17 protein-coding genes and 1 pseudogene are annotated in these 21,216 nt (G+C 75.0%); 7 read left to right on the forward strand and 11 right to left on the reverse strand.

From position 1 onward, the window contains the following. Positions 1–255 precede the first annotated feature (255 nt). Positions 256–1,425, reverse strand: coding sequence for a xylose isomerase (gene xylA / locus AB0M39_RS23345; protein ID WP_365367366.1), 1,170 nt, complete (start codon positions 1,423–1,425; stop codon positions 256–258). Positions 1,426–1,582: 157 nt separating this feature from the next. On the opposite strand from xylA, the gene xylB reads away from it, so the two are divergent. Then, a complete protein-coding gene (gene xylB / locus AB0M39_RS23350; protein WP_365367461.1) occupies positions 1,583–3,058 on the forward strand; it encodes a xylulokinase in 1,476 nt (491 codons plus the stop codon). 69 nt (positions 3,059–3,127) lie between these two features. On the opposite strand, the gene AB0M39_RS23355 is transcribed toward xylB, so the two are convergent. Continuing rightward, positions 3,128–3,898 carry a sigma-70 family RNA polymerase sigma factor gene (locus AB0M39_RS23355; protein ID WP_365367368.1) on the reverse strand — a complete coding sequence of 257 codons (771 nt, stop codon included), beginning with the start codon at positions 3,896–3,898 and terminating at the stop codon, positions 3,128–3,130. A gap of 144 nt (positions 3,899–4,042) precedes the next feature. Continuing rightward, positions 4,043–4,741, reverse strand: a complete 699-nt coding sequence (locus AB0M39_RS23360) for a hypothetical protein (protein ID WP_365367370.1) — start codon at positions 4,739–4,741, stop codon at positions 4,043–4,045. A gap of 280 nt (positions 4,742–5,021) precedes the next feature. Here AB0M39_RS23360 and AB0M39_RS23365 point away from each other — a divergent pair, with 280 nt between their 5' ends. Beyond that, the gene (locus AB0M39_RS23365; RefSeq protein ID WP_365367463.1) at positions 5,022–6,143 is read left to right on the forward strand and encodes an MFS transporter; all 1,122 of its coding nucleotides are present in this window, start codon (positions 5,022–5,024) and stop codon (positions 6,141–6,143) included. After that, on the forward strand, positions 6,140–7,126 hold the full coding sequence (locus tag AB0M39_RS23370) for a sugar ABC transporter permease (RefSeq protein ID WP_365367372.1): 987 nt from the start codon (positions 6,140–6,142) through the stop codon (positions 7,124–7,126). The genes AB0M39_RS23365 and AB0M39_RS23370 overlap by 4 nt, the downstream gene beginning before the upstream one ends. Positions 7,127–7,201: 75 nt before the next feature. On the opposite strand, the gene AB0M39_RS23375 is transcribed toward AB0M39_RS23370, so the two are convergent. Continuing rightward, positions 7,202–8,374, reverse strand: coding sequence for an acyl-CoA dehydrogenase family protein (locus tag AB0M39_RS23375; RefSeq protein WP_365367465.1), 1,173 nt, complete (start codon positions 8,372–8,374; stop codon positions 7,202–7,204). Between the two features lie 135 nt (positions 8,375–8,509). On the opposite strand from AB0M39_RS23375, the gene AB0M39_RS23380 reads away from it, so the two are divergent. Together AB0M39_RS23380 and AB0M39_RS23385 are read left to right on the forward strand one after the other, a co-directional pair. Then, positions 8,510–10,363 (forward strand): CoA transferase, encoded by a 1,854-nt coding sequence (locus AB0M39_RS23380; RefSeq protein ID WP_365367374.1) that lies wholly within the window; start codon positions 8,510–8,512, stop codon positions 10,361–10,363. After that, positions 10,360–12,003, forward strand: coding sequence for a class I adenylate-forming enzyme family protein (locus AB0M39_RS23385; protein ID WP_365367376.1), 1,644 nt, complete (start codon positions 10,360–10,362; stop codon positions 12,001–12,003). The genes AB0M39_RS23380 and AB0M39_RS23385 overlap by 4 nt, the downstream gene beginning before the upstream one ends. A 95-nt stretch (positions 12,004–12,098) precedes the next feature. On the opposite strand, the gene AB0M39_RS23390 is transcribed toward AB0M39_RS23385, so the two are convergent. The 7 genes from AB0M39_RS23390 to AB0M39_RS23420 all read right to left on the reverse strand — a co-directional run bounded on the left by AB0M39_RS23390 (position 12,099) and on the right by AB0M39_RS23420 (position 18,425). Continuing rightward, on the reverse strand, positions 12,099–12,908 hold the full coding sequence (locus AB0M39_RS23390) for a zinc ABC transporter substrate-binding protein (protein ID WP_365367378.1): 810 nt from the start codon (positions 12,906–12,908) through the stop codon (positions 12,099–12,101). Next, complete coding sequence (locus tag AB0M39_RS23395) at positions 12,866–13,744, reverse strand: metal ABC transporter permease (protein ID WP_365367467.1); 879 nt, start codon at positions 13,742–13,744, stop codon at positions 12,866–12,868. The genes AB0M39_RS23390 and AB0M39_RS23395 overlap by 43 nt, the downstream gene beginning before the upstream one ends. A gap of 8 nt (positions 13,745–13,752) precedes the next feature. After that, entirely contained in the window at positions 13,753–14,388 is a 636-nt protein-coding gene (locus AB0M39_RS23400; RefSeq protein WP_365367380.1) for an ABC transporter ATP-binding protein, read from the reverse strand. 476 nt (positions 14,389–14,864) lie between these two features. Further along, positions 14,865–15,920: a putative sulfate exporter family transporter gene (locus AB0M39_RS23405; RefSeq protein ID WP_365367383.1), complete on the reverse strand. Its 1,056-nt coding sequence runs from the start codon at positions 15,918–15,920 to the stop codon at positions 14,865–14,867. Next, complete coding sequence (locus AB0M39_RS23410; protein ID WP_365367385.1) at positions 15,920–16,498, reverse strand: cysteine dioxygenase family protein; 579 nt, start codon at positions 16,496–16,498, stop codon at positions 15,920–15,922. Before AB0M39_RS23410 ends, AB0M39_RS23405 begins: the two co-directional genes overlap by 1 nt. 178 nt (positions 16,499–16,676) lie before the next feature. Beyond that, positions 16,677–17,582 carry a LysR family transcriptional regulator gene (locus AB0M39_RS23415; RefSeq protein ID WP_365367387.1) on the reverse strand — a complete coding sequence of 302 codons (906 nt, stop codon included), beginning with the start codon at positions 17,580–17,582 and terminating at the stop codon, positions 16,677–16,679. 30 nt (positions 17,583–17,612) lie between these two features. After that, positions 17,613–18,425: an SAM-dependent methyltransferase gene (locus AB0M39_RS23420; RefSeq protein WP_365367389.1), complete on the reverse strand. Its 813-nt coding sequence runs from the start codon at positions 18,423–18,425 to the stop codon at positions 17,613–17,615. Between the two features lie 880 nt (positions 18,426–19,305). On the opposite strand from AB0M39_RS23420, the gene AB0M39_RS23425 reads away from it, so the two are divergent. Further along, the gene (locus AB0M39_RS23425; RefSeq protein WP_365367391.1) at positions 19,306–20,634 is read left to right on the forward strand and encodes an SGNH/GDSL hydrolase family protein; all 1,329 of its coding nucleotides are present in this window, start codon (positions 19,306–19,308) and stop codon (positions 20,632–20,634) included. Positions 20,635–20,669: 35 nt separating this feature from the next. Then, a pseudogene (locus tag AB0M39_RS23430) lies at positions 20,670–20,945 on the forward strand (cation:proton antiporter); the annotation flags it as partial. Between the last annotated feature and the right edge of the window lie 271 nt (positions 20,946–21,216).

Below are 21,216 nucleotides of genomic sequence, written 5' to 3' on the forward strand. Positions count from 1 at the left end.
CCCCGCCGGCGCTTGAGGCGATCCCAGCCCCGCCGGCGCTTGAGGCGATCCCAGCCCCGCCGGCGTTTGAGGCGCGGGGTCCGGGGCGGAGCCCCGCGGGCCGCCCGCACAGGGCATGTCACCCTCGCCCCGGTACGGCCTTCGGCCGTGTCCTCAAGCTCCCCCAGACTTCGTCCGGGGGGACCCCCAACGGGCTGGGTTTCCCCGGCCATTGAGGCGCGGGGCCCGGGACAGCGCCCCGCAGGTCGCCTCCCCTCAGCGGACCCCCAGCAGATGCTCCATCGCCAGCTGGTCGAGTTCCTCGAAGGCCATCCCCCGCTCCGCCGCCGCCTCCGCGTCGAACTCCTCGAAGGCCGTTCGGTCCCCCAGCAGCCCCCCGAGCCCGTCCGCCGCCGTCGGCAGCGCCAACTCGTCCAGGCGCGACGCCCGCAGCGCCTCCCCCACCCGCGGATCCGCGCGGAATCGGGCGGCACGCTCCTTCAGGATCAGGTAGTTGCGCATGCACCCCGCGGCCGACGCCCACACCCCCGCCGAGTCCTCCGTCCGCGGCGGCTTGAAGTCGAAGTGGCGCGGTCCCGCGTACCCGGCCGTCTCCAGCAGGTCGACCAGCCAGAAGGCGGACCGCAGATCGCCCGCGCCGAACCGCAGGTCCTGGTCGTACTTGACGCCGCTCTGGCCGTTGAGGTCGATGTGGAAGAGCTTGCCCGCCCACAGCGCCTGGGCGATGGAGTGCGGGAAGTTCAGCCCGGCCATCTGCTCGTGGCCGACCTCCGGGTTGACCCCGTAGAGCTCCGGCCGCTCGAGCCGCTCGATGAACGCCAGCGCGTGGCCGACCGTGGGCAGCAGGATGTCGCCGCGCGGCTCGTTGGGCTTGGGCTCGATCGCGAACCGGAGGTCGTAGCCCTGCTCGACGACGTACTCCCCGAGCAGGTCGAAGGCCTCCTTCATCCGGTCCAGCGCCGCGCGCACGTCCTTCGCCGCCCCGGACTCCGCGCCCTCGCGCCCGCCCCAGGCGACGTAGACGCGCGCGCCGAGCTCGGCGGCGAGGTCGATGTTGCGGATGGTCTTGCGCAGCGCGTACCGGCGTACGTCCCGGTCGTTGGCGGTGAAGCCGCCGTCCTTGAAGACTGGGTGCGTGAAGAGGTTCGTCGTGGCCATCGGCACGATCAGCCCCGTGGCGTCCAGGGCCTGCCTGAACCGCTTGACGTGCGCCTCGCGCTCGGCCTCGGACGCGCCGAAGGGGATCAGGTCGTCGTCGTGGAAGGTGACGCCGTACGCGCCGAGCTCCGCGAGCCGCCGCACGGTCTCGGCCGGGTCGAGAGCGGGCCTGGTCGCGTCGCCGAACGGGTCTCTGCCCTGCCAGCCGACCGTCCACAGGCCGAAGCTGAACTTGTCGTCGGGGGTCGGAGTGAAGCGTTCCGTCATCGCCGCAGTCGCCTTCCAGCCTGGTTTGTATTCTAGCTTTACTAATAAACCACGACCCGGCGAGATCACAGAAGAACCTCAACCCTGTCCCCGGCCAACCGGGTGACGTAATTTGTTTCAGTCACGACAAAACAAAGGGGAGCGAGAGGTGAGCACAGTGCCGACGAACGCGGTCGTCATCGGAGTGGACAGCTCGACCCAGTCCGCCAAGGCGGCGTTCGTCGACGCCGGCACCGGCCGGCTGCTGGCGGTCGGCCGGGCCGCGCACCAGGTCGGCGGCGAGCACGGGGCGCGCGAGAGCGACCCGGAGGTGTGGTGGCAGGCGCTGCGCGAGGCCGTCGCCGCCGGGCTGAAGGAGTGCGGGGCGCCCGCCGTGGCCGTCACCGGCATCGCGGTCGCCGGGCAGCAGCACGGCCTGGTCGTGCTCGACCGCGCGGGCGCTCCCCTGCGCCCCGCGCTGCTGTGGAACGACACCCGCTCCGCTCCGCAGGCCGCCGCCCTCACCGAGGCGCTCGGCGGCCCGGACGCCTGGACGGCCCGCACCGGATCGGCGCCGGTCGCCTCGATGACGGCCGCGAAGTGGCAGTGGCTGCGCGAGCACGAGCCGCGAGCGGCCGAGGGCGCCGCCGCCGTGCGCCTCCCCCACGACTTCCTGACCGAGCGGCTCGCGGGCACGGCGGCCACCGACCCCGGCGACGCGTCGGGCACCTGCTGGTACTCCACCGCCACCGGCGCGTACGACCCCGAACTCCTCGGGCTCATCGGCCTCGACCCCGCGCTGCTGCCCCCGGTGGCCGCCACCGGCGCGACCCGTATCGGCTCGCTGACCAAGGCGGCCGCGGCCGAGCTCGGCCTGCCCGAGGGCATCGCCGTCGCCGCGGGCACCGGCGACAACATGGCGGCTGCCGTCGGTCTCGGGCTCGGCGGCAGAGGGCTGCTGGACCACCCGGTCCTGAGCCTGGGGACCTCGGGAACCGTCTTCGCCGCCAGCCGCACCCGCCCCGCCTCCACCGCCCTGGCCGGCTTCGCCGCCGCCGACGGCGCCTACCTCCCGCTCGCCTGCACCCTGAACTGCACGCTCGCCGTCGACAAGGTCGCCGAACTGCTCGGCCTGGACCGCGAGGACGCGGCGCCCGGCGGGGAGGCGGTGCTCCTGCCGTACCTCGACGGCGAGCGCACCCCCGATCTGCCGGCCGCCTCCGGGCTGCTGACCGGCCTGCGGCACACCACCAGCCGGCAGCAACTCCTCGGCGCGGCCTACGAAGGCGCGGTCGTCACCGTGCTGCGCGCGCTGGACGAGGTACTGCGCGCCTGCGGACTCGACCCCGCCGGCCAGGAGGCCGCGGCCCGCCCGCTGCGGCTGGTGGGCGGCGGCGCGCGGGGCCGCCACTGGGTGGAGACCGTACGCCGCCTCTCCGGCCGGCCCGTCCTGATCCCCGAGAGCGGCGAACTGGTCGCCCTCGGGGCGGCGGCGCTGGCGGCCGGGGCGGCGACCGGCGAGGACCCGGTGGCCCTGGCGGGCGGCTGGCAGTGCGGGCGGGGCCGGGAGCTCGATGCCGTACAGCGGGACATGGAGACCTGGGAGCGGGTCTCCGGGGTGCTCGACCGGGCGGCGCCGACGCTGCTGGCCTGACCCGCGCCGCCGTAAGCGCGGGCATCCCCGCGCGCCCGCGCCCCGGCTCCCCGCGACGCCGCGCCGACGTCAGCGGCCGGTCGTCGCCAGCACCCGCTCGTCCGGGCTCGACTCGGCCACGTCCTCGGGCGCCGGCGCCTCCTGCTGTGCGGCCGGGCGCTCGGCGTCCCGCAGCAGCTCCACCAGAGCGGTGCGCGCTCGCGCGACCCGGGAGCGCACCGTGCCGATCGGGCAGCCGATCGCCAATGCCGCGTCGGCGTACGGCAGTCCGAGGAGCTGGGTGAGGACGAACGCCTCGCGCCGCTCGCCCGGGATCGTGGCCAGCAGCTCGGCGAGCGCGACCCCGTCCTCGAAGCCGGGGAGGTTGCGCGGCTGGGTCCGCTCGGCGGCGGACTGCCAGTCGTCGGTGTCCGAGAGCCGGGGGCGGGCAGCGGTGTGGCGGAGGCTGTCGACGACGGCCCGCCTGGCTATGGAGAGCAGCCAGGTGCGTGCCGACGAGCGGCCCTCGAAGCGGTGCAGGCTGCCCAGCGCGCGCAGAAAGGTGTCCTGGGTCAGGTCGTCGGCGGCCTGCGGGTCCGCGCTCAGGTAGGCGACATAGCGCCAGACGTCGCGGTGCAGGGCTCGTACGAACCGCTCGACGGCGACGGGGTCGCCGCCGCGTGCGGCGAGCGCCAGCGCGGTCACCGCGTCGTCATGGGCCTCGGGGCGCCGCGGCCGGCGCGCGTCCGGGGCGCTCGCAACAGGCTTGGCCGGGCTGACAGGGCTGACAGGGCTGGCCTGACGGACCAAGCTGACGGGGCTGACAGGGCTGGGCGTACAGGAGGGCAGGGCAGAGTTCATCGCCTGTGGTCCCTTTCGAGAAATCCGGGATCCGGCAGACCGCCGATCGAGCGGTGCCGGTGAGCGGGTACGGCGCCGCCGGACGGCGGGGCCGATGCCCGAGGCGCGAGGACGAACGCCCTCGCCGCGTCGGGGAGCTGGCTGTCAGACGACAGCGATCCCGGACGGCGGACCCCGTGAGGTGATGGCGTGAACGAGCAGCAGCCGCCGCGGCGCACGGACGCGCCGGACGCGGCGGACGCGGAGGCGGGGGCGGTGCGGGGGCGCGGCGAGCAGCAGCCCCCGCAGCGGAGCGACGAGCCAGCCGGAGACGGAGCGCAGAATCCGGAAGGCGGCCCGCTCGCCGTGGGCGAGCCAGAGGCCGCACACCAGCGCGGCCAGCAGGTGGGCCGCGAGCATGCCCGTCGACGACATCTGCGCCATGCCGGCCATGTCCATGTGCACATCGGCGGCCGTGCCCTGCACGCCGGTCAGGCCCGGCATCGCGGCCATGCCGTGCGGGTCCGCGCCCAGGGGCGCGAACGCCGACGTGCCCGCGTGGTGGGCATGCCCCCCGGTCGCGGACGGCGCCGCGGACGCGGCGGGCGCGAGGTCCTGCGCCAGCGAGAAGGCGGAGTGCAGCGCGCCCTGCGTGATCACCGCCACAGCGGTGACCGGGAGCAGTCCGCGCTCCCGTCCGGCCAGCATCCACGCCACCGCGCCCGTCGCGGCGCACGCGGGGGCGACGACCCACCAGGGGACCGGGGCCCCCGACATCAGCACATGGCCCAGGGATCCGAGCAGCACGCAGACGGCCGCGAACACCGCGGCCCGTACTGCGCGACAACATCGCCCTGGAGTCATGGCGGGCTCATCCTCGCATCCGTCCGTCCCCCGTCAAAGGCCGAGTACGGAAAGTTCGCGCAGCCGTCTCTCCTTTCTGGCAGTGACTCACCTCACAGCGATGTCAGGGAACTTGGTGCTGCGGAGCAACGACTCCTCACGAGGTCCGAAGGGCAGATTCGAGCCGACGTGGAACGGGAGCGCCATAGTGGGGTCAGAGCGACAAGCCGTGGAGTCCGGCCCGGGCGAGGCAGCGGTCAAGCGGTCGTCCCGCTCGCTGACCGCCTTGCTCACCTGCGCGATGGCCTATTCGATGATGCAGCTGTTCCTGCTGGGCGCGCTGGGCCCGCGGCTCGTCGGGGAGCTCGGCATCTCGCCCGCGGTCCTCGGTCTGACGACGACGATCGGCTTCGGCACGGCGGCCGTGCTGTCGCCGCTGGGCGGCCGGGTCGTGGACCGGCTGGGGCCCCGGCGCTGCCTGGTGGCGTTGCTGCTGGCCTCCGCCGTCGCGCTCGCGCTGATCGGCGCGGCGCCCGGCGCGGGACTCCTGCTCGCCGCCGTCGCGCTGGGCGGGCTCCCCCAGGCGCTCGCCAACCCCGCCACCAACAAGGCGATCCTGGCGGCCGTCCCGCCGTCCGACCGCGGCTCGGTGACGGGCATGAAGCAGGCGGGCGTGCAGCTCGGCGCGTTCGCCGCGGGGCTGCCGCTCACCGCGCTGGCCGGCGGTGTCGGCTGGCGGGGGGCGGTGTGGACGGCGGCCGGCACCGCGGTGGCGGCGGCAGCCTGGGCCGCGCGCGCGCTGCCCGCCGATCCGCCGCCCTCGGCTCCCGGCCCCCGCTCCTCCATGGTCCCCAGGGGAACGATCGCCTGGCTGGCCGCCTTCTCTCTGCTGCTGGGCTGCGGGATCGCCTCGGTCAACACCTATCTCGCGCTGTTCGGCACGGAGCGGCTCGGCCTCGGGCCCACCGCCGCGGGCGCGTTGGTGGCGGTGCTCGGCGTCGCCGGGATCGTCGGCCGGGTGGGCTGGTCGAAGGTCGCCGGCCGTCCCGGGCGGGCGGAGTGGCTGCCGGGCGCCCTGGCCGCGGGCGCGGTCGGCGCGGCGCTGCTGCTGGCCGCCGCTTCGGGGGCGCATCCGCTGGTGTGGGCGGCGGCCGTGGCCGTCGGCGTGTTCGCGGTCTCGGGCAACGCGGTCTCCATGGTGCTCGTGATGCAGCGCGCCGCTCCCGGCCGCGCCGGTCAGGACTCCGCGCTGGTCTCGGCGGGCTTCTTCGCCGGATTCGCCCTCGGGCCGCCGCTGTTCGGTCTGCTGGCGGAGGCGGGCCGCTATGGAGCGGGCTGGCTGCTGGTGGCTGCGGAGTTCGCCGGGGCGTGCGCGGTCGCGCTGCTCTGGGCGGTACGGGACCGCCGCCGGAGCGCCGCGTGAGCGGCCCGGCCGACTGGGCCGCGCCCGCGCTGGACTCCGTGCTCGACCGGGTCGGCCGGGTGCACGGCGAAGTCGGCGACCGTTTCCCGCTGTTCGCCGAGCCGGGCGCCGATCGCTGGAGGACGACCTCGCGCGGCTCGTGGACCGGCGGGTTCTGGGCGGGGCTGCTCTGGCTGCGCGCCCGGCGCACGGGCGCGGCCGCCGACCGGGCCGCCGCCGCCGACTGCACCCGGCGCCTGGCCCCCTGGACCGAGGCCGACACCGCCGCCCGGGGGCTCGTTTTCTGGTACGGGACGGCCCTGTCCGACGAGGCCCCGGCGCGGGAGCTGCGCACCCGGGCCGCGGACGCCTGCGTGGACGCGTACGACCCCGAACTGCGCCTGGTGCCCTGGGGATCGGCGTTCGGCGGGCCCCGCCTGGTCGCCCGAGCCGACGCGGTCCCCGGACTGGTGCCCCTGCTGGCCTCGGCCGGGCCCGCCGCCGCCTCCGTCGCCCGCGCCCATCTCCGTACCCACCTCGAACTGTGCGGGTCCGGCGGAGCGTTCCGCTTCGATCCGGAGGGCGGCTGGCTCCCCGTCCCGGAGCCGGCGCCCGGCTGGGCCCGCGGGGACGCCTGGCTCCAGCTCGCCGCGGCCGACGCCGTCCACTGGCTGGGCCTGCACGATCTGGCGGACACGGCACGGCGGCTGACCGTCGGGCCCGCTGTCCCGGCGGCCGACGCGGCGCTCCCCGACGGGCCGCGCGACACCTCCGCGGCGGCTATAGCGGCCGTCGCCCTGCTCAAGCTCTCCGAGCAGGACCGTGCGCTGGCGGTCCTGGAGGAGCTGGTGCGCTCGTATCTGACCGCCGACGGACGGCTGCTGGAGGGCTGTTACGACCTCCATAGCGGCACGGCGGTCCGGCACGAGCTGGTGTGGGGGACCTACTTCCTGGCGTACGGACTCGCCGTGCTCACCGGGCTCGTCGACCTCTGGGACGCGTAGCCAGGGCTCTTTCCCGCCGGGACTGCCGGACGGAGAGGGCCCGGGTCCGCCCCGGTACTCTCCGTCCGGCCCCGCTCAGTCGGTGCGCAGCACCCTGCGCGCCACCGAGGTGATGTGCAGCTCGTCCGGGCCGTCGAGGATCCTGGCGGCGCGGCCCGTCCTGAAGAGCGCGGGCAGCGGTGTGTCCGGGCCGAGCCCCGCCGCGCCGAACACCTGGATCGCCGCGTCCGCGACGTCCTGGAGCGTGCGGGAGGCCGCGACCTTCGCCAGGCCCACCTCCACATGCGCGTCCAGCCCCTGTTCGAGCAGCGCCGCCGCCTCGTACACCAGCGGGCGCGCGGTGCGCAGCGCGAGCAGCGACTCGAAGACATGGCGCTGGACGAGCTGGAGGTCGCCGAGCGCGCCGCGCGAGCGGGTACGGGCGACCGCTCGCTCGCGCATCAGGTCGTAGGCGCGCTGCGCCTGGCCGAGCCAGCGCAGAGCGCGCAGGGTGCGGCCCAGCTGCAGCCGCTCCCCTGCCACGGAGAGCGCCTTGCCGCGCTCGCCGATCAGCTGGTCGCCGTCCACCTGGACGTCGTCCAGCTCGATCTCCCACTGTCCGCCGGCGCCGAGCACCGGCAGCTCCCGCACCACCCGGAATCCGGGCAGGTCGGTGGGGACCAGCAGCAGCGACAGCCCTTCGCGGTCGCCCGGCGCGCCGTCCGTGCGGGCGAGGACGGTGACCAGATCCGCGTCGGCCGCGCCGCTGGTGAACCATTTGCGGCCGCTGATCCGCCAGGCGCCGTCGGGCGCCGACTCAGCGCGGGTGGCCGTGAGGAAGGGGTCGGTGCCCGGGGTGTCCGGCTCGGTCATCGCGTAGCAGGTGCGGATCCGGCCCGCTACCAGCGGGCGCAGCCAGCGCTCGCGCACCCGGGCGCTGCCGTGGCGCTGAAGCATCAGCACGTCCAGGAGGGGCGCCGAGCCGAGCGCGGCGGGCCCGTGGTCGCTGGCGCCCTCGGCCTCGGCGATATGCGCGTACGACAGGAGGGGCAGGCCCTGCCCGCCCAGCTCGGCCGGCGCCGGGAGCGCCCACAGCCCCTGCTCCCTGGCCTCCTGCTGGAGTTCGCGCAGGGCGTCCCGGGCGGGGGCGCCGCCGGCGTCGAGGACGGGCTCGCGGGGCGCCACCCGTTCTCGTACGAACGCGCCGACCCGGTCGCGCAACGCCCGTGCCTGCGGCGGGCATTCGGGCCCGCCGCCGACGGGCCCCATCCATTTCTCGACCACTTCGCCTCTGCCCTCCGGGAACCTAGGGGAACAGCAGTCCGACTGCCTCTCCGTCGAACAGGTCGGGCGCGGCGGCCTCCCAGTTCCCATGTGCGCCGCCGCGGCCCGGAGAGGAGAGTCATGGCGACACCAGCCACCACGCCCCGGACGGTCGGACGGCCGCTCGACGGACTGCGTCTGACGGCCTCGGGGCCGCCCGCGCCCGGGGGCGGGCTCGTCGCGGAGCATCTGCGGCTGCTCGGGGCACAGCCGTCCGGCGACCTCGGCGGCGAGCCGGCTCCGTCGGGCTCGGGGTCCAACGGCCTGGGCGGCGAGCTGACTCTGTCGGGCGCGGGCTTCGACGAGCTCGCGGCCCGGGTGTCATGGGGCGGGGCGCGGGGCGTCGCCGACGAGGCCACCGTGCAGGCGGCCACCGGCGTCATGGCCGTCCACGGCCGCCGCGACGGCGCTCCGCGCGGTCTGGCCTTCGACTACGCGGCCTCGGCCGCCGGTGTGCTCGCCGTGCAGGGGCTGCTGGCCGGCCTGCTGGCCAGTGCGCGCGGCGGCCGGGTGGAGCGGGTCGAGACCTCGGCCGAGCAGGCGGGGCTGCTGGCGGTCTCGCAGTATCTGGCCGCGGCGGGGGCCGAGGAGGGCGAGGCAGCCGAACTCGCGCCGGGCGGGCCGCCGTTCTCCTCCGCCGAGGGGACGGTCTTCGAGCTGGAGACCCTCGACCCGGGGGCGTGGGCCGCGTTCTGGCGTGCGCTCGGGGCCCCGGAGGAGGCGATACGGGCGGGGTGGCGGCCGTTCCAGTTCCGCTATGCCACCGCCTGCGCGCCCTTCCCCGACGCCCTGCACACGACGACGCGGGCGAGCTCCTGGCCGCGGATCCTCGCGGCGGCGGTCGGCGCGGGCGCGGATGTGTGCGCCCTGCGCTCGCTCGCCGACCGGGCCGCCGAGCACGACGGCGCGGCGCCCTGGACGCTGACGCTCGGCGAGGATCCCCGTACGCCCTCGGCCGCGGGCGCCGCGCCGGCGCCGCCGCTGTCCGGGCCGCTGCTGTCCGGGCCGCCGCCGGCCGATCTGCCGCTGGCCGGGCTGACCGTCCTGGAGGCCGGCCGCCGGATCCAGGCCCCGCTCGCCGCCCATCTGCTGGGACTTCTCGGGGCGCGGATCGTCCGCGTCGAGCCGCCGGGCGGCGACCCGCTGCGCGGCATGCCGCCCGCCTGCTCGGGCGTCTCGGCGCGCTGGCTGGCCCTCAACCGCGGCAAGGACGCCGTGGAGATCGACATCAAGGCCGACGCCGACCGGCGCAGGCTGCGGGAGCTCGCCGCCGAGGCCGACGTCTTCCTGCACAACTGGGCCCCGGGCAAGGCCGCTCAGCTCGGCCTCGACTCCGCCGACCTGGCCGCCGTCAACCCCTCGCTCGTCTACGCGTACACCAGCGGCTGGGCCGACCGGCTGTCCGACGCCCCTATGGGCACCGACTTCATGGTCCAGGCGCGCACGGGAATCGCGGAGGCCGTACGGCCCGCCGACGAGACGCCCGCCCCTTCGCTGATGACGCTGCTCGACGTGATGGGCGGGCTGCTGGGCGCGCAGGCCGTCCTCGCCGGGCTGCTGCTGCGCGAACGCACCGGCCGCGGCGTGCGCGTGGACTCCTCGCTGCTCGGTGCGTCCGACGTGCTGACCGCGCCCGCCCTGCGCCGCCTCGCCCAGGGCCTCGATCCGCGCAGCCCCGCCGGGTTCCGCCGCCCGCTGCCCACCGCCGACGGCTGGCTCGCGCCGACCGACGACTGCGCCGGCGCCGCCGGGGCGTACGACCTGAGCGCGCTGCCCACCCAGGAGGCGCTGGCGCTGCTGCACGCCCACGGCCTGACGGCGACCGCCGTCACCGCCGACGTCGCCGACCTGCTGCACGACCCGCGCTTCGCCGGGTCGATCACCCGTGACGCCTATGGCGCTCCCGCCCTCTTCGCCCCCTGGAGCTTCGCATGACCCTTGAGATGCACGACCTCCTCCCCGCCGAGCTGCGCCGTTCCTGGGCGGTCGACGGCACCGTCCCCGATCTGGACGTCTATAGCCTCTACCGCGCCCGCCAGATCGCCGATCTCCACCGCACGGCGCTCATCGACGCCAAGGGCAAGCTCTGTTACACCGCGCTCGACCGCAAGGTGCGCGCGCTGGCGGTCGGACTCGTCGGCCTGGGCGTCCAGGAGGGCGACGTCGTCGGCGTCCAGCTGCCGAACAGCCGCAACGCCGTCATCGCCGATCTGGCCATCGCCGCCGTCGGCGCCGTAGCGCTGCCCTTCCCCGTCGGGCGCGGCGGCCTGGAGGCGGCCTCGCTGCTGGGCCGCTCCGGGGCGGTCGCGGTCATCGCCGCCACCGAGCACCGCGGCTACCGGCACGCGGCGGATCTGCTGGCGCTGGCCGACGAACTGCCCGCGCTGCGCACGGTGATCGCCGCGGGCAAGGGCACGGCGCCGGACGGCGCGACGCCCATGGCGCAGCTGCTGCGCTCGGACACCGGCTCGTTCCGGGCGGCCCGTCCCGACCCGGACGCGGCGGCGCGGATCCTGGTCTCCTCCGGCTCCGAGGCCGAGCCGAAGATGATCGCGTACTCGCACAACGCGCTCGCCGGGGGTCGCGGCAACTTCCTGGCGTCCCTGATGCGCGAGGGCGAGCCGCCCCGATGTCTGTTCCTCGTCCCGCTCGGATCGGCCTATGGCAGCAATGGAACGGCCGTCGCGCTCGCCCGCCATGGCGGAACCCTCGTCCTGCTCGACCACTTCACGCCCGAGGCGGCCCTCGCCGCGATCGCCGAGCACGAGCCGACCCATGTGCTCGGGGTGCCGACGATGGTGCGGATGATGCTGGACCGGCTGGGCGGCGAGCCGCTCCACGCCCCGTCCCTGACCGCCCTGGTCCTCGGCGGCTCGGCGCTGGACCCGGCCACCGCGAAGGAGGCCCGGAGCGCGTTCGGCTGTCCGGTGGTCAATCTGTACGGCTCGGCGGACGGCGTCAACTGCCATACGGGGCTGGGCGACCCGGACGCGTACGCCGACGGCCCGGGCGTGGTCGCGGGCCGCCCGGATCCGAGCGTGGCGGAGATACGCGTCGCCGTCCCGGGCACGGCGGAGCTGGAGGACGCGCCTGCGGGCGCGGTCGGCGAGATCGTCTCCCGCGGCCCGATGACCCCGCTGTGCTACGTCGGCGCCCCGGAGCTCGACGCCCGCTACCGCACCGCGGACGGCTGGGTCCGCACCGGGGACCTGGGCATGCTGGACGAGGACGGGACGCTCAGAGTCGTCGGCCGGCTCAAGGACGTGGTGATCCGCGGCGGCGCCAACATCAGCCCCGCCGAGGTGGAGATCCAGCTCGCCATGGACCCCCGGATCAGGGACGTGGTGTGCGTGGGCGTGCCCGACGAGCTGATGGGCGAGCGTCTGGCGGCCTGTGTGGTGCCGCGCGACGGGGAGGGCGGCCTGACCCTGGAGGAGGTCTGCGCCCGCCTGGACGAACGCGGTCTGGAGCGCCGCAAGCACCCGGAGCGCCTGGCGGTGCTGGAGGCCCTGCCGCTGACCCCGGCGGGCAAGCCGGACCGGGCGGCGATGCGGGAGCTGCTCGCCGCGCCGTAGGCCTTCGGCGCGCTCGTCGCCGTCAGGAGCAGCACAGCGGGCCGGCCACGGAGTCTCCGTGGCCGGCCCTACGGCTTGTTCAGCGGTTCAGCGGTTCAGGAGCCCGTGCCCGCCATCGCCTTCTTCACCGCGTCCGCGGCGCCCCGGTACACGGGCAGCAGCTCGAGGTCGTTGCCCGGGTAGTTGACGATCTTGACCTGCTTGGCGCCGGTGTCCGGCAGGACCGTGCCGGTCGACATATGGGCGTTGTCCAGGACCAGCGCCGGCTTCTTGCCCGACAGCTCCGAGAGCTGCTGGGGCGTCACCGCCTCCGGGCCGTACGTCCCGACCACCGACGCGCCCGCCATCTTCGCCGACCAGGCGGTGAAGACCTGCGTGGCCACGGACGGCGCCTTGCCGCCCGGCCAGGCCGCCTTCAACTCCTGCTGGAGCTTGCCGTACTCGGCGGTGAAGGACTGCTTCCACTTCGCCGCGGCGGCGTCCGTGCCGAACATCTTCCCCAGCCGCAGGACTTCCGCGCTCGCCTTGTCCGCGTCGTTGTCGAGCTTGACCTCGACCAGCTCGGCGTCGGACCCGGCCGCTTCCTTGATCTTCTCGGCGTACGGCTCGAACGGCGCGTACAGCACGAAGTCGGCCTCGGCGACGGCCGCGAGGTCGGAGGGCTTGGGGTCGTAGTCGGGGGCGTGGTGCACCGACTGGGGGACGATGACCTTCACGTCCTTCGCCCCGGCCGCCTTCGCGAAGGCGCCCTCCCAGGTCGTGGTGGCGACCACTTTCGGCGACCCGTCGCCCGGGCGCTTGCCGCCGGACTCTTTGTCGGCCTTGTCGTCGCCGCAGCCGGCGGTCAGGAGCAGGCCCGCGCTCAGTGCGAGGGCGGAAGCGATGCGGACGCGGTTGCGCGCCATGAGCTGATTCTCCGTTCGGGGATGAAGTGCACGCCGAGGACTACCGCCCCCGCCGTCAGAACAAGGACTGGGCCGGGCGGCAGGTCCAGCCAGAGGGCCAGGAGGAACCCGGTCAGATTGACGGTGACGCCGATGCCGACCGCCCAGGCGGTGATGGAGACGAGGGAGGCGCCCAGGCGCCGTGCGGCGAGCGCGGGCAGCAGGGTGAGCGCGTCGACCAGCAGCGCGCCCGTCAGCTTGATCGCTCCGGCGACCGACACGGCGACGAGGACCAGCAGGATCAGCGTCAGCCGGGAGACGGCCACCCCGGAGGACAGGGCGAGCTCCCGGTCGTACAGCAGGAGCGCCACATCGCGCCGTCGGTACCAGAAGAGGGCCGGCACGAGCACGGCCAGCGCCCCGAGCACGACGAGGTCTGCTGTGCCGACCGACAGGATCGACCCCCAGAGCAGCGCGAACGCGCCGGAGGCGTTGACTCCGGAGACCGCGAGCAGCAGCAGCGCGGCCGCTATGGCGAGACTCATCAGCAGGCCCATCGCGCCGGAGAGGCCGTCGGGCGTCCGGGCCAGCGGCGCGACTCCCGCCCCCGCGAGTGCGCACGCCACCAGGGCGCAGAGCATGGGGTCGAGCCCGGTCAGCATGCCGACGGCGATGCCGAGCAGGGCCACGTGCATCATCGCGAAGCGGACCGGCATGATGTCGAGGCCGACGATCACCACCCCGATCACGGGCAGCCCGACGGCCGCCAGCAGCAGGGCGAGACCGGCGCGCTGCACGGGAAGGAGCTGGAGCAGCTCCCCGACGTCCGCCAGCGCCAGCGTCGCCTGCCCGCTCATCGAAGCGCTCACCGGACCTCCCGCAGTCGGCCCGCGGCCATCTCCAGGACCCGGTCGCAGCGCTCCGCGAGCGTGCGGTCGTGCGTGACCACGAGCAGGGTCACCGGCAGCGCGAGCAGTACGTCGGCGGCCTCCTCCTGGCCCGCGAAGTCGAGCGCCGCGGTGGGCTCGTCGGCCAGCAGCACCCCCGCGCCGGCGGCGACGCAGCCGACCGCGCGGGCCAGGTGCATCCGCTGGAGCTGGCCGCCGGAGAGCGTGTGCAGCGGCCGTCGGACCAGTTCGCCGACGCCGAGCCTGCGCGCCGCGTCGCCGGCCTCCGCCGGGCTGCCGCTGCTGGCCAGCAACTCCCGTGCGGGCAGCGGGAAGCGGCCTGTCGCCGGCTTCTGCGGGATCCACGCGCACTCGCGCCGGCGCCGGACCCAGTCCGCCGCCGTGCGCGCCTGCCGGCCTCCGACGAGGATCTCGCCGCCGGCCCGGTGGTGCAGGCCGAGCACGGCCCGCAGCAGCGTGGTCTTGCCGGATCCGTTCGTGCCGGTCAGGGCCACCCGCTCGCCGGCCGCGACCTCCAAGTCCGTTTCGCTGACGGCCTCGACCCGGCCATGGCGGCAGACGACTTGGCGCATCCGCACATCGAGCCCGCCCATCGCACCTCCTTCGCTCGCGGGCACTCCCCGCGCGCAAGAAGTCGGACGGACCGCACGCTCAGTTCCCGGCCGTTGGACGGCGGGCGCCCGCACGTGCCGGACGGCTCGGTTCCGGGGGCGTCGGCGGCTTGACTCGGGCACGACGGAGAGCCGACGCACCCGGCGCCGTTCCCGCTCGGGAGCGTCGGGACGCCGCCGCTCTCCAGCGGCCGGTCGGTCGTCGTCCAGGTGCCGTTCACACCGGGCGAGTACGCGCTGGTCACCTGGGTCGTGGACGCACGGGACGGGCACAAGCTGGCGGCCAAGGGCACGCACACGGTGATCACCGTCAAGTGAGCCGGACGGGCTGAGCAGACAGACGGCGGTCCCCGCGCCCTCGAACGGGGACCGCCGCCGACCCATGCGCCGACGACCCATGCGCCGCCGACCCGTGCGCGCCGCCCGGCTGCCGGGCGCCTATAGGCGCCGCGGGACCGTCAGCCCGCGACCAACAGCACTCCCGCGTACGAGACCCCCGCCACCACGCCCCACGCGCACAGGCCCAGCGCCGCCACCCGGCCGCCGGTGCGGGTCAGCGACGGCAGGTCGACCGCGCTGCCGAGCCCGAACAGCGCGGCGGCGAGGAGGAGTTCCTGCGCGTGCTGCGCGCCGTCTATGGCCGCCGCCGGGAGCAGACCGGTGCTGCGCAGGACCACCATGGCCAGGAAGCCGACGACGAACAGCGGGACGATCGGCAGCCGCTGCCGGCCGCCCTGCGGTCCGCCTGCGGCGCGCGCCCGCCGCCTCCCGCGCACGGACAGCGCCACGGCCGCGACCAGCGGCGCGAGCATCGCCACGCGCATCAGCTTGACCAGGACGGCTTCGCCGAGCGCGTTCGGCCCGGCCGTCTGCGCGGTGGCCACCACCTGTCCCACGTCGTGCACGCTCGCGCCGACCCACCGTCCGAACTCCGCGTCGCTCAGCCCCAACGGGCCCTGCAGCAGCGGCAGCACGGCTATGGCGAGCGTTCCGCACAGCGTCACCAGCGCCACCGAGGTCGCCGCGTCGCGCTCGTCGCTGTCCGCGGCCTCGCTCACGGCGCCTATGGCCGACGCCCCGCAGATGGCGTACCCGGAGGCGATGAGCAGCGGCTGGTCGCCCGGCAGCCCCATCCGGCGGCCCAGCCACCAGGTCCCCAGGAACGTGGCCGCGACCACGCCGAGCACCATGGCGACCGTCGCCCAGCCCAGGCCGAGCACGTCGTCCAGGCTCAGCTTCAGCCCCAGCAGGACGATCCCGATCCGCATCAGCCGCTTGCCGGCGTACGACAGCCCCGGGCGGGCGGCGCCCCGGACGAGCGTGCGCGCTCTGGGCAGATGGGCCGCCACGATGCCGAGCACCACGGCGGCCGTCAGCATCGGCACGTCCGGCAGCAGCCGGTGCACGGCCCAGGCGACGGCCACGCCGAGGGCGGCGAGGGCGAGTCCGGGCAGTCGGCGCGGCGGTGCTGTCGAAGGGCGCGCCGTGGCGGGACGTTCCCTCAGCAGCGCCATCAGCGGTCGGCCGGCAGCTCGTAGACGCGGCGGACGCTGGACTTCAGACGCGAGATGTCCGCGCCGTACACATGCAGGGATATCGCCTGGCCCGCGCCCGCGTTCCAGACCCGGTGGATGTCGCCGGGAGGGGCGAACCCGCAGACCGCGCCCTGGCCGTTGACGACGTCGCCGGTGGCGATGAGGCGCGCGGAGGCGCCGGGGGCGGTGGCGGGGACGAGCCGGTAGCGCCGCTCGTGCTCCTCGCCCTCGTGGACGCCGGTCGTACACCAGGAGACGTGGTCGTGCACGGACGTGCCCTGCCCGGGCAGCCAGACCAGCGCGACGACGGAGAAGCTGCCGTCGTGCTCGGCGTGCAGCAGGTGCTGGCGGTAGCGGGAGGGATCGCTCTCGCACTGCTCCGGGGTCAGGAGGTCGTCCGCGCCGAGGTGCGGCGCCAGCCGCTCCCCGACCAGATAGGCCGTCAGGTCCGGCGGCAGCCCCCGCCCGACGGCCTCGCGCACCTCGGCGATCAGCGCGTCGAGGCGGTCGGTACGGCGTGCTGCCCTGAATGCGGTGGACGCGGTCGAAGTGGTCATACGGGCAGAGTCCTGCGGCCCGACCCATCACGTCCAAGGAGGGTTTCTTCGCACTTCCCAAGCCCTGCTTATGGGTTCACGGCTCGCAGCGAGGCACGCGCCCGTACCGAGCCCGTACCACGCCCGTACACCGCCCTCGGCTCGGGCCCTCCTCGGCAGATCGCCCCGGCTGACCGCCTCAGCAGCCCACCTTGTTGGCCGCGACCGTCTTCAGCTCGTCGAGCACCAGCGCCGTCGCCGGGATCCGCAGATGCTCCTTGAGGACGTACGCCGAGATCTGCCGCCGGGAGGCGGGCTGCAGCGGCCGGCCGGTCACCTTGCGGTGGCACAGGAAGTTCAGCACGAGCGCGGGGATCATGGCGACGCCGAGGCCCTCCGCGACCAGGCTCTGCACGACGAGGTTGTCGTCGGTGATGAAGGAGATGTCGGGGGCGAAGCCCTGCTCGGCGCACTCGTGCAGGAGGTTGGCGCGGCAGCGCAGGCAGCCGGCGATCCAGCGCTCCTCGGCCAGATCGGTCAGCTGCACGGCCCGCCGCCGCGCCAGCGGGTGGCCGCTGGGCAACAGCACGGTCAGCTGGTCCTCGAGCAGCGGTATCTCCACCAGCTCGTCCGGCACATGCTCGTGCAGGCCCGGGTAGGTGAAGGCGAGCGTGATGTCGCACTCGCCGCGCACCAGCCGCTGGAGCGACTCGGGCGGCTCGTTCTCCAGCAGCTCGACGCGCACCCCGGGGTGGCCGTGGGCGAGCCGCGCCAGCGTCTCCGGAATGAGCGAGGCGTTGGCGCTGGGGAACGCGCAGACGCGCACCCGTCCCGCCCGCAGCCGGGTCAGCGCGCCCATCTGCTGATGGGCCGCGGACATGCTGTCGAGGATGACGGCGGCGTGCCGCGACAGCGCCTCCCCGGCCTCCGTCAGCCGCATGCCGCGGCCGACGCGGATGAACAGCGGGGTGCCGACGTCCCGTTCGAGGGCCTTCATCTGCTGGGTGATCGCCGGCTGTGTATAGCCGAGCGCCCGAGCAGCGGCGGAGTACGAGCCGGTGCGGACGACTTCATGGAAGGTCTTGATGTGCCGGGAGTCGAACACGCTCAAATCATAAGCAGATTTTGGGGACCGCTATGGCTTGCGTGCCACACCCGCGTACAGCGACACCGCCTCGTCCCCGTCGGAGACCTCGCCGACGCGCAGCTCGGGGTGCCACTGCGTCAACTGCACGATGCCGGGCGCGGTCAGCTCCAGCCCCTCGAAGAACCGCTCCATCTCCGCGTACGCACGCGGGGCGAGGGTCACCCCGCCCGCCGCGTACATGTCGACGCCGCGCTGGACGGCCAACGGGTCGAAGTCGGCGGTGAGCTGGGAGACGACGAGGTAGCTGCCGGACGGCAGCGCGTCCACGAGGCGGCGCACCAGCGCGTACGGCTCGTCCTCGTCGCCCACGAAGTGCAGCAGGGCCACCAGCGAGAGCGCGATCGGCTGCTCGAAGTCGAGGATCTTGCGGGCCTGGCCGAGGATGCGGTCGGGGTCGCGCACATCCGCCTGGATGTAGTCGGTGACGCCCTCGGGGCTGCTGCGCAGCAGCGCCTCGGCGTGCGTCAGCACGATCGGGTCGTTGTCGGTGTAGACGATCCGGGACTCGGGGGCGGCGGCCTGGGCTATCTGGTGCAGATTGGGCTCGGTGGGGATGCCGGTGCCGACGTCGAGGTACTGGCGCAGGCCCGCCTCGCCCGCCAGCCACCGGGTCACGCGCTGCATGAACCAGCGGTTGGTCTGGGCGACGTGCTTGGCGCGCGCGTCGATGCTCATGATGTGGCGGCCGAGCTCCTCGTCCACCGGGTAGTTGTCCTTGCCGCCCAGGAACCAGTCGTACACCCGGGCCGGATGCGGCTTGCTGGTGTCGATCCGCGGGGCGGCCGGCTCGATCCCGGTCATACGAGGCTCCTAGAGGGTCGGGCTTCAGGTCAGTCGATCATGCGATCCTCGCAGCCGGACCGGGCGGCGGCAAGTAACTGGCGTGCGGGGAAGTGGAGTTCGGGTCAGCGGGCCTCGCAAGCGCGCGGCGGAGCGTACGGGGGTGAAGGAGTACGCGTCAGCCGAGGCGGCGAGCGTCTCTGCAGCCGAGGCGGCGGCCGAGAAGGAGCCCAAGGGCTACGGCCCGGGGTCGCGGACGTCGCGGCGCCGACGGCCGACGCGCAGACCCCGCAGACCTCGCAGACCGCTTCAGGGAGCCCGCAGTCCTCCCCGGAGGCCCCGCACGCCCCCTCGCGCTCCCCGACGAGGACGCTTTCACGCTCCCCGATCGCGGTGCTGTCGGACGCCGCTGCGACCTTCCCCGACCTCGCCCCGCCGGCCGCGGCGGTCCCCGAGGCGCCCGACGCCCCGGTGCCGGGCGCGCAGGAGGCCGGGGAGACTCCGGCACCCCAGCCGATCCCCCCGCCCTCCCCCGAACGAGGACGTCACCGCACTGGCCGAAGCCGCGCGTCCGAGGTTGGGCCGTCTGCCGCACCCGGCCAGGGCCCGGCTGGAGACGGCGACGGACCGGCTGGCCCTCCCCCGTCTAGGTCGTGCCGCCGCGCCGGTACGCGACGTCGTCGGCACACTCGAAGCACTCCGGCCGAACGGAGCGGCGCCGGCCGAGGCATGGGCAGGCAAGGCCCAACCGCGTCTGCCGGCCGCCGCCGAACTCCGCCAGGAGTGCGCCGCCGAGGCCCCATGGACAGCGGGGCCCGCCACGGCCTTGACTGGCATGTCCATGGCCGCTTCTTCCGGGGCCGGACGAGCCCCGAGGCGTACAGGGAGGAATCCCGACACGATGAAGAGCTCACGGAGACCGAAGTTACGCACCCACGCGACCCGCGTCCTGACCGCGCTCGCCCTCGCGACCGGCATGCCGGCGACGGCAGGCGCCGCCCACGCCGTCCCAGGCGCCGCCCCGGCCGACCACTCGCGCGCCTGGCCCGTGACGGCCCCGCCCCCCGTTCGCCCGCCCGCACTCGCCCCGGCGCTCGCCGCCTCGCCCGCCGCCACCGTGCCCGTCGTCACCTGGGCCGCGAGCGCCGACCGGCTGAGCGGCACGGCGGCGCAGCAGCTGACGTACCGTCTCGTCGTCCGTACCAGCGTCGGCGGCACCGGGCTGCGCATCCGCCTGACCAACGCCTTCGGCGACCGGCCCGCGGACTTCGGCCGGGCGCACGCCGGGCTGCGCGGCTCCGGCGCGGCCCTGATACCCGGCTCCAACAGGGCGCTGACCTTCCGCGGCGCGCCCTCCGTCACCGTCCCGCCCGGCGGGTCGGTCTACAGCGACCCGCTGCCCGGCGCGCTGCGACCGCAGTCCGACCTGGCCGTCAGTGTGTATGTGCGCAGCGCGGGCACCTCGCCGAGCGGCCACCGGATGGCGCTCCAGACGTCGTTCACAGCCCCCGGCGGCGACCACTCCGCCGACGAGACGGCCGCCGCGTACACCCAGCGGACGACGTCCTGGTTCTATCTCGACGCCGTGGTGGTGGACGCGCCGCGAGGCGTCGGCGCGGTCGCCGCGCTCGGCGACTCGATCACCGACGGCTCCTCCTCCACCGCCGGCGCCAACCGCCGCTGGCCCGACTTCCTCGCGCGCCGGCTGCAGGGCGACCCCCGCTCCCCGGTCAAGGGCGTCGCCAACGAGGGCATCTCCGGCAACAAGGTCCTCGCGGACGGCGCCGGCCAGAGCGCGCTGAAGCGGCTCGACCGGGACGTCCTGTCGCAGCGCGGTCTGCGCACGGTCTTCCTGCTGGAGGGCGTCAACGACATCAAGTCGCCCGCCGCGCCCACCGCCGCCCAGCTGATCGCCGGCTATCGGAAGATCGTCGAGAGGTCCCATGCGGCGGGCGTCTGCGTCGTCGGTGCGACCGTCCTGCCGTACCAGGGATGGCGCGACTGGACCCCGGGCGGCGAGGCGCTCCGCCAGCGGGTCAACGCCTTCGTCCGCGACGGCGGCGCTTTCGACGCCGTCGTGGACCTGGACGCGGCCCTGCGGGACCCCGCCGCGCCCGCGCGCCTGCGTCCCGTCTACGACAGCGGCGACCATCTGCACCCCGGGGACGCCGGAATGGAGCGCATGGCAGCCGTCGTCGATCCCGCGAAGCTGCGCTGCTCCAGGCGGTGACGGCGGAGCACGCCCGGCCCGGCCTGCGAGGAGGTCCGCAGGCCGGCATCCCGCCGGTGCTGCTGCTCGCGGCGGTCACGACGGCCGCCAAAGTCCTCACCGGCTGATACGCGGCCCGGCGGGCGGGCGTCGGACCGCGCGGACGGCTGCGGGCGGGCGGAGCGCTGGTCGCCGGGGGCGAGTTCTCCCTTGTGATCGCCGGCCTCGCGGTCGCGACGGAGCCCCGGATCGGCCCGATCGCCACGGCGTACGTACTGATCATGGTGATCCTCGGTCCGCCGGCGGCGCGCTGGACGGATCCGGTCCTCTCCCGGGTCCGCAGCCGTCCCCGGGCGCCGCTCCCCGGCGCGCAGCCCGCGCCGGTCGGTCACGAGGAGATCGCTGCATCGCCGTCCCCGTCCGCCGGCGGCTGAACCGTCGCCTCCGCGACGGGCAGGCAGGCGGGAAGCACACAAGAACCCTTATGGATCAGGGCCGATGTGTTCATGGCTCGGTCCGCGCGGAGCGGATTGGCTGAAGGCGCCGCATGGGCACGGCCTCGCCGCCCGTACGGCGACCGCCGCACCGCCTGTGAACCAAGGA

This window comes from Streptomyces sp. NPDC051907 (assembly GCF_040681075.1).
Lineage (GTDB): Bacteria > Actinomycetota > Actinomycetes > Streptomycetales > Streptomycetaceae > Streptomyces.